This window comes from Salinimonas iocasae (assembly GCF_006228385.1).
GTDB lineage: Bacteria > Pseudomonadota > Gammaproteobacteria > Enterobacterales > Alteromonadaceae > Alteromonas > Alteromonas iocasae.
The window spans coordinates 3,610,070-3,623,323 of sequence record NZ_CP039852.1; the positions used below are offsets into that span (position 1 = coordinate 3,610,070).

The window sequence follows — 13,254 nt, forward strand, 5'->3', positions numbered from 1 at the left end:
CATGGCTACGTATAAAACAGCTTTAGCAATATCCCTGTCAATGGCGTTCAGTCATTCGGCTCTGGCACAGTCCTCTTCACAAAACGACCAGCTGGCTGAGGAAATTCGCCAACTGCAGGCGCTAAAAAAGGAACTTGAACAACGAACCCGGGAATTTGAACAACGTATCGCGGCGCTGGAGCAACAGGTCGGGGAAAGTCAGGTCGAGAGCGATAGTGAAACTCAAAGCGAGCGTGCCGATCAGTCTGCCAGCCAGGTAGCAAAATCTCCGCCGGTCGCCGCGCCTTCGGATCCAGTGCCACCGGTTGATGGAATGCAGTCGCCTGCAAACTGGGGGACATACGAGCCCGGCAAAGGGTTTGTTCTGGCCAGAACCGATTATGGCGAAGTGGATTTCAGTGTTTTCAGCTACGCCAGATATCTGAACCAGGAGCTGTTTGACGATACCTATACCGACTCATTCGGGCGTACCCGGACACTGGATATCCGCAACGATATTCAGATGCAGAAGCTGACGCTGAATTTCAAAGGCTGGCTATTCGATCCTAAATTACGCTACCTGTTCTACACCTGGACCGCCAATACCAGCCAGGGGGATCTGTCGCAGGTGGTGGTCGCGGGTAACCTAGGCTATCAATTCAACGAGCATTTTAATCTTTATGCCGGAATTGGCGGCCTGCCTTCAACACGCTCAACCAACTATACCTTCCCAAACTGGCTCAAGAATGATCACCGCACCATTGCCGATGAGTTTTTCCGAGGTTCATATACCACGGGTATCTGGGCGTCAGGAAAAATTGTCGATGGTCTGGAATACCGGGCCATGCTGGGTAATAACTTAAGTCAGCTCGGCGTTAATGCAGCTCAGCTGGACGATGGTTTGAACACGGTATCGGCCGCGCTGTGGTGGATGCCCACCACCGGTGAGTATGGCCCCGGTAACGGGCTGGGGGATTACGAGTTTCATGACGAACTGGCCACCCTTGTCGGTATCAACTTTACCCACAGCCGCGAAGATGCGCAGGGGCAGTCTGATACAGAAGGCTTTGAGAACTCTCAGTTGCGGTTATCTGACGGCACGCTGATTTTCAGTGAAGACCCTTTCCTGACAGGCGGAAACGTACGCCGAGCCACCTACCAGATGGCAGCCATCAGCGGCGGCCTGAAATATCAGGGCTGGTCGCTGGAAGCTGAAGCCTATCTGCGCCGGTTAGATAACTTCAGAACGATAGGCACTATTCCTGTCAGCTCGCTGACAGACCATGGGTTTCAGCTACAGGGCTCTACCATGCTGATACCCAGCGAATTGCAGGCTTACGCGGGCTACTCAAAGATTTACGGCGACTACGGGAACCCCTACGACTTTTCCGTTGGTCTGAACTGGTTTCCCATGGCCCTGAAAGAATTCCGTCTTAGCGTCGGCGGTTTGTACCTGAACGACTCGCCAGTGGGCTATTCATCAGTACCCTTTTCGGTGGGTGCTAATGGGTGGGCGTTTACCACAGATGTCATTGTGGCCTTTTGACGTTGCGTGACTCAATCACAGCCATGTTAGCTGATTTGTTAAAAAGGAGAGAATATGAAACGCATGATTTTCGGGCTGATAGCAGGGCTGCTTACCTGTGCTGCCAGCGCGCAGGACAATAAAAAACCCAATGTACTGGCTATTATGGTGGATGATGTGGCGCAGGTGTCTTTAAGTGCCTATTCCCATGGCATGACTTACAATACGCCCAATATCGATCGTATTGCTGAAGAAGGCATTCTTTTTACTGATCATTATGCTCAGCCAAGTTGCACTGCCGGACGTGCCGCCTTTCTGATGGGCCAGTTGCCGGTGCGCACCGGCTTAACTACCGTCGGCCAGCCCGGTAACCCCCTAGGCATTAAAGAAGAAGACCCAACCATCGCGGAGTTTTTAAAAGAACGGGGTTATATGACCGCGCAGTTTGGTAAGAATCATCTGGGTGATTTGGATGAGCACCTGCCTACCAATCACGGCTTTGATGAGTTTTTTGGCAATCTTTACCATCTTAATGTTTCCGAAGAGCCGGAACAGGAAGATTATCCCAAGTCAGACGCGTTTAAGAAAAAGTTTGGCCCGCGTGGAGTCATTGAGTCTTACGCCGATGGCAGAGTGAAAGATACCGGCCCGCTGACCCGCAAACGCATGGAAACGTTTGATGAGGAAATTCTGGCAAAAACCATCGATTTTATTGAGCGGGCGGTAAAAGCCGATAAGCCATTTTTTGTCTGGCATGCCACCAGCCGTATGCATGTTTACACTCACCTGAAGCCTGAAAGCCGGCATCTTGCAACTCAAATCAGCTCTGAAGAAGATGTGTTTGGCAGCGGCCTCATTGAACACGATGGTCATATAGGCAAGCTGCTGGATAAACTGGAGCAGTTAAACATTGCCGATAACACTATTGTTATCTACACCACCGATAACGGCCCGGAACAAAGCAGCTGGCCGGATGCCGGCACCACTAAATTCCGCGGAGAGAAAATGACAACCTGGGAGGGCGGGGTACGGGTGCCGTTTCTTGTGCGCTGGCCCGGAAATATTCCTGCCGGTGAAAAGCGTAATGGCATTTCCTCCCACGAAGATGTGTTCCCCACTATCGCGGCAGCGGTAGGCGAGCCGAATCTGCGCGAAGCAATGAAAAAAGCGCACAGCGTGTATATCGACGGCGAGAACAACCTGGCTTACTGGAAAGGTGAGGCAGACGAGTCGGCCCGAAACCATTTCTTTTATTATTACGAGTCACAGCTGACAGCAGTAAGGGTAGGCCCCTGGAAAATGCATTTCGCCACCAAACCCGGCGGCCGTTATTACGAAGATTTAGTCACTCACACCATGCCCAAGTTGTTTAATTTGCGTAAAGATCCCATGGAGCATTACGATGGCGTAACCGGCTTTCATCAAATCATGCGCAAAAGCTGGGTGATGCAACCGGCAATATCATTACTGACTGAGCATATAAAAACCTTTGAGGAATTTCCGCCCCGTCAGGAAGCTGCCTCACTGAATATTAATGAGGCGATCAACAAAGCAAAATCTGTATCGACCACGCGCTAGTCCTCATGTGCCATCTGCATCAGCAGGTGGCACAGGCTACTGCCCGTTATTCAGATAACGCTGTAATTCAAGCTTTTCGACCAACGCCTTAATTTGCGGATTACCGGGTAACAGCGCTGACAGATGTTTTGCGTATTTCAGCGCTTTAGCATGATGCTTTTGTTGCAGGTTTATCTGCACTAACAGATAGGTAAGCTCCGGATTGGCGTCGTCGGTTTCAAACGCCTTTTCGAGGGCGACGGTCGCCGCGCTTTTTTCACCCATCTCGTTTAACAGCAATCCATACGTGTACAAATACCGCACCGCACCACTTTCTGTCGCTATTTTCAAATGCTCACGCGCTTTATTGCGTTGTTTTTCTCTGATCCAGCTCATCGCCAGGGCATAGTGAATATCAGGCGCGTTTGGACTTATTTTCAGCGCCTGATTAAGTACATCACGACTTTTGGCTTCGCTTTGCGAGCGACGCAGCAGCTCGGCCAAATTAATGTATGCTGGCATGTATATGGGTTCTACCTGAATCGCATCGCGGTAGTGCTTTTCTGCCTGTTGCTGATCATTGAGCACCAGTGCCAGGTTGCCAAGATTGGTATGCGCCGAGCCACGCTCAGCCTGATAAGTTTGCGTGTTTCGGTAATCCTGCACCGCAGAAGTCAGCGTCTTGCGCTGCGCGGCCGTGATTGAATCTTTAAATTCCGGGGTTAGCACACCTGCCAGCGCCCGCCCGGCAGCACTACGAATAGCCAGTCTCGAATCACTTAACAGCGGCCCCAGCAGCCTTAGCTGGTCGGTCAGCGCAAAACCTCGTGCCCCGGTTATTGCACCCAGGCGTTTGAGCGGTTCATCGTCGCGCACAGCCCGACTGATTGCCACCACTGCATTGTTATCCGCAAAAGGAGCCAGACGGGCCAGCGCTGAGGCCCTGACGATGTCGTTATACTGATTATCCTGTGCAATACGACTTAATAATTGTGAGGCATCCGGCAGGCGTCGCTCACTGGTATGAAACGTCTGCGCATAATGCGCCGAGCCTATAATTGATGAATCAGGGTGCCAGGATAGAATTGCCTTTGTAGCCCACTGTGCGGATTTGTCATCGTGACAGCTGTTACACGCATTTGGCGCACCGGTCTGCTCTGTTAAATCAGGCCTGGGGACGCGAAAGCTGTGATCACGTCGTGAGTCAACCTGCATAAAGGTGGTTTCCGGCATGTGACAATTGACACACTGGGTTTGCGGCCCCGTATTTGTGTGCCCGTGGTGGGAAACATCATCAAATACGTTAGTTGCATGACATTGCGTGCAGGTTTGATTGCCTGAACGTACCAGCTGCCCGGAATGCGGATTATGGCAATTGGTGCAGGTGACGCCCGCCTTAAACATCTTACTTTGCAAAAATGAGCCCCACACATACGTCTCATCGCGCACCTGCCCGTCATTAAAATAAAGCGGTTCGGTGATTAGCGCCGGACTATAAGTATCGTAGAAAGAGGCTGCGGGGTCACGGTCCTGCAATTGCGTTCGGCGGGAGTGACAAGTAGCACATACCGCAACTTGCGCCGATGGCTGCCGCTCGGAAACTGGCTTCAATTTGCCGTTACTGGCTTGCTCAAACCCACTGACTGACTTGCTCAGCGATTTTTCAAAACCTTTGTTCTTACTATTACTCTCACTATCGCCGTTAGCCCACGCCAGATGTGAAGTCGCGTCGCCGTGGCAGGCTGCGCAACTAACGTTAATGCGACTGAAGGAAGAAGCGAATTGATTGGTTTTTGCCGCATAGTTTTTTTCAAAGTCGGTACTGTGGCAATCAGCGCACATATGGTTCCAGTTCTGACCCATTTGCGAGGGATGAAATTCATCGTGGGCCTGCTGGTCAGGGTGAAGCACGAACCAGCGTTGTCCTCCCTCGTCTTTCGCGCGGCTATCCCAGGCCAGCGGTATGAACTGGTACCCGCCTCGCCCGTCTGCAACCATATATTGCTGCAGCGGATAATAACCAAAGGTGTACCGGATTTTCTCGCGACTTGCCTGACCTTTATTATCCTTTGTAACCAGCCAATATCCTTCGTCATTTTTGATCAGCGTTAGCGTGCCGGACTGATAGGGCATTTCTTTATTAGAGAAATCGCCAGCAACAGACTCAGCGCTTGCCTCATTCATGGCAAAATAGTGATGGGACTGCCGCCAGTCGTTAACCTGCTTTTCATGGCACGACTGACATTGCGGTTCAGCCACACTATGTGCAACGAATAACTGTGCAGCAAATAATAGCGATAGCCCGATAAATGTCAGTCTCTGAATAATATACGTCAAATGAGCGGTCCCCTGCTGTTATTGCGCAATATGCCGCCGAGCCTTAAAACTGATAATTAAATTCAATGCGATGGTCACCGTCTGTTAAGTCGATATTTTCATTCCAGTTTGCGAATAGTCTTACGTTCATTCTGGGTGAGATTTGATAACTCAGTGCCAGCTCGTGGGTTAGCAAGTGGCTTTCATCAATACCGTAATAATTGTCTTTATAATAGCTGTTTCCACCGATAGTGGTGAGCCAGAATGGATTATAATTTAACCATATTTTATCGGTAATAGTCATTAAAGAGTACATGCCGATAAGACCATAAACACCCATAAACCCGTAACCGTCGTCAATTTGCCCGCCACTTCGCTGACGATCTTTACCAATAGATGCACCCACCCCTGCCAGAGGATAAAAGGTAAACGCGCCGGTGGGCGGTAAAGCTTTGATAAAGGAGTAAGAAATATCGGCGCTTTCATCAGCAACCGCATTGGCACGGAACGAATAATTCACATCAATCTGTGATGCCTGCATCGTTGGCAGCGTGACATTGAAGTTACGAAACCTGACAGAGTCCAGCGACTGAGTGGTACGGTTATCAGAACGCCAGCCAGCCCAATCCCCAAGCAAACCTTTGGCCTCAATAACATACTGCGCAGCGGTGGAAGGATCGCCCGTATCATAAGCCTTGCCAAGTTTAAGGTTTATTCCTTTATCCGAAAAACCCACGCCGCCCTGCGTATAAATGGCCAGCGGATCAGACATATCCGCGACCTCACTCTCCTGCGCGGTCGCAGACAGTGAGATAACTAATACAATTCCCGGTAGAAAGCATTTATTCATCTTAAGCCCCGCAAGTAACTCCGGCTACAGAAGGGATGACAGAAAACTTAACCCCGGTCGGATTCAGGTGATAACGTATTTGAGAATTTGACTATTACAGCCAGAAGAACAGAGCGAAAGCGAGTACAGATGAAGCAGTAAAATACCACTCTGGTATTTAAAGCGTAGGCGCTGCGACCAGCCATGGCAAGTGGTGGGTTATTTTGTGCAGACGTTTGTCAATGGAAGGTTGGGCGGCAGCTTTGTACGTATTGCGGTCGTTGATCACTAGTTGCCAAAAGAAACAAGGGCTCCTCTTGTTAAATTATTCAGGCCTCCTTTGTTGTAAATTCACTCATTCTTTTTCAGCAAATAGAGAGCATCTTTTTTACCTAGACTGAGCAGCATGTGTTTTCCATCCTCTGAGAGAGCGATTGATGTAACTCCTTCAATCTCATTTGCCTCGACATGGATTTTTTCTTCAAAATCCAAGCTTCCATCATCGCTGATTTTGAATTGAAGGACTCCCTTATCAAATTCACCTGCTGCATAAAGATTTGAACCATCACTGGATAGTGCTAAAGTTGCGACACCTCCGAGTCCAGAACCATGAGTTTCCGATTGAGTAATAGACTGCATAAAAACATACCCTTCATTGGTTCTTTTAAATACCAAAACTGCGCTGCTACCTGAGCAAGCGACATAGATAAATCTGCTATCTGATGAAAGGGCTAAGTATTGAGGATTAACCAGAAGGTTTTGTGTATTTTCACTATTGTTGATCATTTGCTTGTGAGTAAATTTGCCATGTTCATCTTGTGAAAAGATGTTGAGGACATTACCTTCAAAGCCAGCGACGACTAACTCATTATTTGCTTGCGAATAAACCACACTTACAGGCTTTCCAAGCATATAGGGACTCAGGTCTTTAGAGTTGATTTTACTATTGAAAGTCAATTGAGAATTAATTTTAATATCGAAAACCGAGATTGCATCGCTCTTGTAACTCGCAACAAATAATTGCTGTTCGTCAGAAGAAACACTGACCCCCCAAGCTCCAAGTATCCCTAGATCATCGACGTCATTTAGTGATTTATCTCTTTTAAAAACAAGCTCATACCCCAAGTTGTCAGTAATTATCTCTGACGGTATGAATCTGGACTGATCATCTTGCTTGAAAGAGGACAGAGCACTATCGTAAAAGCTTGCAACAACAGCGGTGGTTCCGCCGTTAAGAAGTGCTAGCCCTGTCGCACCCTCCAGCTTTAATTCAGTTTCTGAATCTAACGATTTTTTGCTTTTAAAAATCTGAATCGGTGTTAAGAATTCGTCCAACTCAAGTATCAATATCGAATTGTCATCAGCACTGGTCACCCAAACATACGAACCATCTGGTGATACCCTGACTTGCCTCGGATTGTCTAACCCATCAACACCATTCACACCATCAAATAACGTTTGCTGTAATTTAAAACCTTCAGCGTCAGCTCTGTGGTGAGGTGAAAACGATAGTAGTATAAAGATAGAAAAAAGTGCGACGGTAGTCAGTCTATTCATGGAATACTGCAAATTTGTCGATTCGCTTGAGGTTAACTGAAATCAAATTGAAAGTCCGCAATTTGTCTAGAGTGGACCACGAAAGTAATTATCTCAAGGTCTGCTATCCGCTGTAACCTACTTTCAAGAGTACCGGGCCTATGCCGACTTATTTGCTCCCGAAAAGTATCCTCATGCTCTTAAAAGGTCTGATGTACAGATGATAGATGCCCATACTTATTACAAAACACGCTCCTAAAATAAACATGTACTTGAATACAGCACCATCATTGGTTTGCACCACATAGTATCCAACAGTAACAATCACGGTTTGATGTAAAATATAAAAGGGATAAACAGCTTTGTTTGAATAAGTTAAAAGCTCGCTACCTTTATTTAAATAGCGCTTCCCATACCCCAAAATTGCCAACACCCACATCCATGAGTTGACATTCAGCAGCAATATGAAGAAGTAAGACACTGGATGACTGAGCCAGTCATCCCAAAGCGCTTTCGGCTCCCAGCCATTCCAACGCACTACATTGATGATAATTATAAGCAAGAAAGCCGCTCGTAATAGAACCACTCTCTTGGCTTCCAAGTAGTCCATTATCGGCTCGAACCGGTATGCAAAAAGCCCCGCTAAGACAAAGGGGATAAACTGCGCATGTCGTGCATAGTCATTAATAAAGTCATAAGTGACGGGAAAACGGACACTTAGAAACGTGTATGGGGTGACGGCTACACATACGAAAGCTGCAATACATAACGACAACTTGGTGTGAGAAATACTGAATTCTGTCTTTTTTCTCTGAATACTTCTGAAAACAGGTATAGACAGAAGGTTGTAAGCAAAAAGGTATGGAATAAACCACAGGTGCAACCAGTGAAAATTCCCGGCAGGCCAAAGTTCAAATGTAAGAAAACTCTGGTAGAACTCCACATAGTTAAACTCAGCACCTTCAAGTTTTCTTTCGAAGTATATCTGTGGTGCAACGAGTACAAAGGTCCAGATTACGGTTGGTATGATAAGGCGCTTGAATCTTGAAAGCGCAAACCGCTGTGCTGAAAGCCGTTCAAGAAGAATGCAGGAGATAAAGCCGGATACAAAAAACAGCAATGGCATACGAAAAAATTGCATCCAATAATTTATCTCCATAAGAACGTTACTGGTGCTATCTGCCTTGATATGCCAGTCCCATTCAGCAACAAATATCATGTTGACGTGATAAACAAATACCAGAAGAATCGCCAAGACTCTTAAAGCATCAATATAGAAGTATCGCTTGGCCCTTTCAAAACCCGCATTTTCCCTGTGTTTCATTCACTACGCTCTTGTTCCGTATGCCAAGCAAAACGTGTTTGATACTACGCTAGGCTCAGAATAGCGAAAAAGAAAAAGTAAAACTGCGTGAGTTTGTTACAAATCGTGAATGGTATTGGTCAACGACGCATGCTATTGGCTTGGAAACGGGTAAAACCGCCACTCAGTTGCAGGGGGAGGGAGCAGCGCTGTGACGGTAAACTAAATCCTACTCGATTTGCGACTATTCGATTGGTAGGAAGATATCCGTTATCACGTCATTTTCTGAGACATCAGGGAAGAAGCTCACTCTTTCAAAATAAAGAGGAAAGTCTCGCAACTCGCGGCCCGACTCTGGGAGCCATTGGTTATAAAGATAATTTACCGCGTTACCAATCGTGTCGTCACTACCACAGTGGCGAAGCACGGCACACATTCCCGCAGGAATAACTTTGTTCACTATATTGTAGCTATTGGCGGCAACGGGCGTAACGATGGCGCAACAAATATCAAATCGATAGTCTTCCGGTGCAGTGGTAGTGGGGTCATCGTACACGAGGTTGTATGTCTTACTTTTACTCGGAGGGAGTTTCTGGGCCTTCCTCCACTCAATAAATTGCCTTATTGATTGACCTAATAGCCTTGGTGTTCCACGGTGCTCTTTAACCGCGATTAGTGTTTCATCAACTTCAATAAGGTCAACGTTAAAATCTTTGCTGTTATGCATTGTTTCGGTCCTTAGCTTCAACACAGGTTCATAGTGAAAGCGCCAAGGAGCCCAGTCAGGTGATTGCCTGAAACTGGAAGGACTCTTTAAAAAATACTTTTTGAAAGTCCGAGAAAAAGCTTCATGACTGCTATAGCCATTCTTCAATGCTATGTCCAAAATCCTTTCTTCAACCCTATAGGCTAGCTGAAAAGCCGCTTTTTTAAGTCTCAGCAGTCTTATCAGTTTGGTCACAGAGATACCAAAATACGCTGAGCACTGCCTATGAAAATGGAATTTGGATAGATGTACGTGATCACACAGCGAATCAACATCAATGTTTGTATCGAGATGTTGTTCAATATAGCTGACAACTTTTTCGAATCGATGGTGATATACAGACATGTAAGCAATTCTCTCCTTAGCCGCTCTATATTGAAGTTTTACGGGAATGGATTCTTGACCAAACTTGCTGAATATTAAATGAAGTCAGGCAACTTAAGATATAATAACTATGACTCATACTCGTTTTCTACGAATCATCATTTCTCGTATCCGCGAATTCAACTCCGAAGTGCACCACTCGCTAAATTAGGCAGCCTTGCGTAATTCATTGAATACCGCAACAGGTTGCCTGAAGCCGAGGCACTTTCTCGGTCTGGCATTTAATGCCCGCTCTATTTCACTAATTTGCCTATCCGATACCGTCCGTAAATCGGTGCCTTTCCGGATGTACTGGCGCAGTAAACCGTTGAAGTTCTCATTCAGTCCGCGTTCCCATGATGAGTACGGATTCGCGAAGTAGATATTGGTTTTGAGCTTCTCAGCGACCAGCGCGTGGTCACAGAATTCGCTGCCGTTGTCCGCTGTGATTGTTCGGACATGACCTCGATATTTCCAGAGCATCCCAACCATGGCTCGGGCCACGTCTGCTGCGCTTTTCGCTGGCACTTTGCGTATCAGGTAAAGCTTACTTTTGCGCTCGACTAAACTAACAATCGCGCCCGTTCCTTGCTTGCCCAGAACCGTGTCAGCTTCCCAGTCACCGAACCGCTTTTTCTTGTTCACGATAGCGGGACGATGCTCAATGCCAACGCGATTCGGGATAATTATCCGCTTCGCACGGTCACCTTTACGATACCTTCTGTGACTCTGGCGCAGCTGTTTGTACAACCTACCGCCACGTAATTTATCACGCTGGACGTAGCGATAAATCCATTCGTGACTGACGTGATGACCGATGATTTTACCTACACCAGCAATCTGCTCAGGGCTCCATTTCTGGTTCAGCCCGAACTCAACAAAGGTAATCGTCAGTTCAGATATCCTGAACTTTGCGGCCTGGCTGCGGCGCTTCAGTGCTTTTGCCTGAGCGACTTCCGGCAAATAGTGGTTATCCCGAATTCTATTGCGATTTACTTCCCGGCTGATTGTGCTGTGACTCACGCTCAGACGTTTTCCGATCTCCCGATAACTGAAACCCTCGCGTAAGTAGGCCTCAATCTGGTATCGTTGTCCCTCGATCAACTGCTTGTAACTCATGGTAATACTCTAATTGTTTGGCGACTTTAGAATACCACCAACAGGCAGTTGATCATCTATCACCCGTTAACCATGAGTGGTGCACTTATTATCTGAATTCGGGTCAGCTTAGTACCAGTTGCTGTTATTTAAGATTATATGGCCGTGGGCTCATTGCAATTTTTAAGGCAGCTATGAGCGAATTACGGATATCAGACAGTCAATTTCTGATTAGATTGCCGATCAAAGAGAAACTAAAAATCGTGCATTCATGATGAGGTCTGCATCGCTCTTAATGTAGAGAATTTTTCACCTTACCCTCGCTCAGTTACTGTCAATCAATTAATATAAGGGCAAAAAGGAACTTTAAAAATGAAAATGCTACAAGCACTTCTACTTTGTATTGCCTTCAATACCTGCGCCCAAAGCCTGAGTATGGACAACTACGTGAAGGAAGTTAGCGAACGACGAAAAGGCTATTCTAAAAGGGCAAATGAGAATATCACCGAGCTTGATACCTTCATGGATGGGCACACCCACGTCATTATTACGCAGTTAACATCGTTTCATATTGCCGATGCCGATCAAGATACGCGAAAGCGCATCAAAGATAATTTACACCGAAGCTTAGGGCAGAACGCTATTCCCTTGTACTGCGACAAGAAGTCTGTTGTCAGCCGCTCTGTAAGACGCTTGGGCATTACCATGGAGTATCGTTTCGTAGACGCTGATAACGAAACCATCGAAACCGTATTAATAGATGGCGAAGCCTGCCGAGAATAAACGAAGATGAATGTATCGTCCGTATTCCAGACGAACCAGCCACTATGACAAAAATAATCAGATGTCCGTTCTTTGTCTATTGACGCCAGTGAAGACTCGCTGTAGGGCTGCTCTGTATGTAAAACGAACTTCGAAAAACGTGCGTCTGAAAGGAACTTGAGGTCAACTCAGCAATTCGTCTTTCCGAATAACAATCCGATTAAAAATTTGAAGCCACTCATGAAGCCTTGACCCTCACGCAGCGTTATACTTCATGCTGCTATCGTTGAATTTTGAAAGCGTGTTCTATGAGTGAAAATAAAACATATCAGGTGAAAGAGCTAGGTGAATTAGCGAAAGTAAGCATACGTACCCTTCATTATTATGATCAAATTGGGATACTTAAAGCGAAGCGAAACTTAGACAATGGTTATCGTTTCTATACCCTAGATGATGCAGTGCGTCTTCAACAAATCGTTTTTTATAGACAGCTCGATTTCTCCTTAGACGAAATACGTAGCATGATAACCACTTCAAAGCCTTTGATAGAGTCACTCAGGGCCCAACACTCTGCTCTTATTCAACGCCAAACTGAAACTCAATTGATAATTGAAAACTTGGAGATAGCAATGGGTGCACTAAGAGGCGAGCAGAATATTGATATTCTATTTAGTTCTTTATCAGATGAAAGAGCCAAAAACTGGAAAGCGAATTTACTCGAGGCCGATAAAAAGGGAGGAGGGAAGATAGCCCAAGCTTATTCAAATTTTTCGGAAAGCGAAATGGCTGTGATGAGTGATGAATCAGCAAAATGGTGTAAAAAATACGCCGATATTGTGTCATTAAAGCCCAGTGATAAATCTGTTCAGAGCTTAATTGGCGAAGCTTACATCATGGTTAATAAAGTCATGGATAAGGTAATGCCTGAACAGCGCGACAAGTACCTCGATAGAAAAGGCTTTCGGGAGTATGCCAAAGTAACACGAGAAAATAGAATTATTTATGAAATGCATGAAGAGTACGCTCGTGGATTTGCCGAGCATTTGTATCTCGCAATGCTGTTTTTTTGTGATAACGAACTTAAAGAAAATAGAAATAACTGGAAGGAAAGAGTTTACGCAAAGCGTTAAAGTTGGAAGTTAAACCGCTCTTAGGGAGCGGTCATTTACATCCCTATAGATAAGCTCAGTTTTCCATTAGAAAAAGCGTCGAGATTAGTG

10 protein-coding genes are annotated in these 13,254 nt (G+C 46.3%); 4 read left to right on the forward strand and 6 right to left on the reverse strand.

What is annotated here, in order from left to right:
- The first annotated feature begins 1 nt into the window (after position 1).
- Positions 2–1,525, forward strand: coding sequence for a DNA-binding protein (locus tag FBQ74_RS16200; protein ID WP_139757649.1), 1,524 nt, complete (start codon positions 2–4; stop codon positions 1,523–1,525).
- Positions 1,526–1,579: 54 nt separating this feature from the next.
- Complete coding sequence (locus FBQ74_RS16205; RefSeq protein ID WP_139757650.1) at positions 1,580–3,082, forward strand: arylsulfatase; 1,503 nt, start codon at positions 1,580–1,582, stop codon at positions 3,080–3,082.
- A 36-nt stretch (positions 3,083–3,118) separates the two neighbouring features.
- Here FBQ74_RS16205 and FBQ74_RS16210 read toward each other — a convergent pair whose 3' ends face one another.
- From FBQ74_RS16210 to FBQ74_RS16235, 6 genes are all read right to left on the reverse strand, one after another.
- Positions 3,119–5,398 (reverse strand): tetratricopeptide repeat protein, encoded by a 2,280-nt coding sequence (locus FBQ74_RS16210; RefSeq protein WP_139757651.1) that lies wholly within the window; start codon positions 5,396–5,398, stop codon positions 3,119–3,121.
- Positions 5,399–5,441: 43 nt separating this feature from the next.
- Positions 5,442–6,227, reverse strand: a complete 786-nt coding sequence (locus FBQ74_RS16215) for a hypothetical protein (RefSeq protein WP_139757652.1) — start codon at positions 6,225–6,227, stop codon at positions 5,442–5,444.
- A 330-nt stretch (positions 6,228–6,557) separates the two neighbouring features.
- Positions 6,558–7,763, reverse strand: coding sequence for a beta-propeller fold lactonase family protein (locus FBQ74_RS16220; RefSeq protein ID WP_139757653.1), 1,206 nt, complete (start codon positions 7,761–7,763; stop codon positions 6,558–6,560).
- A 148-nt stretch (positions 7,764–7,911) separates the two neighbouring features.
- Positions 7,912–9,066: an acyltransferase family protein gene (locus tag FBQ74_RS16225; RefSeq protein ID WP_139757654.1), complete on the reverse strand. Its 1,155-nt coding sequence runs from the start codon at positions 9,064–9,066 to the stop codon at positions 7,912–7,914.
- A gap of 223 nt (positions 9,067–9,289) precedes the next feature.
- On the reverse strand, positions 9,290–10,156 hold the full coding sequence (locus FBQ74_RS16230; RefSeq protein WP_139757655.1) for an AraC family transcriptional regulator: 867 nt from the start codon (positions 10,154–10,156) through the stop codon (positions 9,290–9,292).
- Between the two features lie 186 nt (positions 10,157–10,342).
- The gene (locus tag FBQ74_RS16235; RefSeq protein ID WP_139754917.1) at positions 10,343–11,293 is read right to left on the reverse strand and encodes an IS30 family transposase; all 951 of its coding nucleotides are present in this window, start codon (positions 11,291–11,293) and stop codon (positions 10,343–10,345) included.
- Between the two features lie 351 nt (positions 11,294–11,644).
- Between FBQ74_RS16235 and FBQ74_RS16240 the strand changes: the two genes are divergently transcribed.
- A complete protein-coding gene (locus FBQ74_RS16240) occupies positions 11,645–12,055 on the forward strand; it encodes a hypothetical protein (protein ID WP_139757656.1) in 411 nt (136 codons plus the stop codon).
- A gap of 287 nt (positions 12,056–12,342) precedes the next feature.
- Entirely contained in the window at positions 12,343–13,164 is an 822-nt protein-coding gene (locus tag FBQ74_RS16245; protein WP_139757657.1) for a MerR family transcriptional regulator, read from the forward strand.
- Positions 13,165–13,254 lie beyond the last annotated feature (90 nt).

Coding starts and splice junctions, on each gene's coding strand:
- FBQ74_RS16200 (WP_139757649.1), top strand. CDS start 2: ATGGCTACGTATAAAACAGCTTTAGCAATATCCCTGTCAATGGCGTTC.
- FBQ74_RS16205 (WP_139757650.1), top strand. CDS start 1,580: ATGAAACGCATGATTTTCGGGCTGATAGCAGGGCTGCTTACCTGTGCT.
- FBQ74_RS16215 (WP_139757652.1), bottom strand. CDS start 6,227: ATGAATAAATGCTTTCTACCGGGAATTGTATTAGTTATCTCACTGTCT.
- FBQ74_RS16220 (WP_139757653.1), bottom strand. CDS start 7,763: ATGAATAGACTGACTACCGTCGCACTTTTTTCTATCTTTATACTACTA.
- FBQ74_RS16225 (WP_139757654.1), bottom strand. CDS start 9,066: ATGAAACACAGGGAAAATGCGGGTTTTGAAAGGGCCAAGCGATACTTC.
- FBQ74_RS16230 (WP_139757655.1), bottom strand. CDS start 10,156: ATGTCTGTATATCACCATCGATTCGAAAAAGTTGTCAGCTATATTGAA.
- FBQ74_RS16235 (WP_139754917.1), bottom strand. CDS start 11,293: ATGAGTTACAAGCAGTTGATCGAGGGACAACGATACCAGATTGAGGCC.
- FBQ74_RS16240 (WP_139757656.1), top strand. CDS start 11,645: ATGAAAATGCTACAAGCACTTCTACTTTGTATTGCCTTCAATACCTGC.
- FBQ74_RS16245 (WP_139757657.1), top strand. CDS start 12,343: ATGAGTGAAAATAAAACATATCAGGTGAAAGAGCTAGGTGAATTAGCG.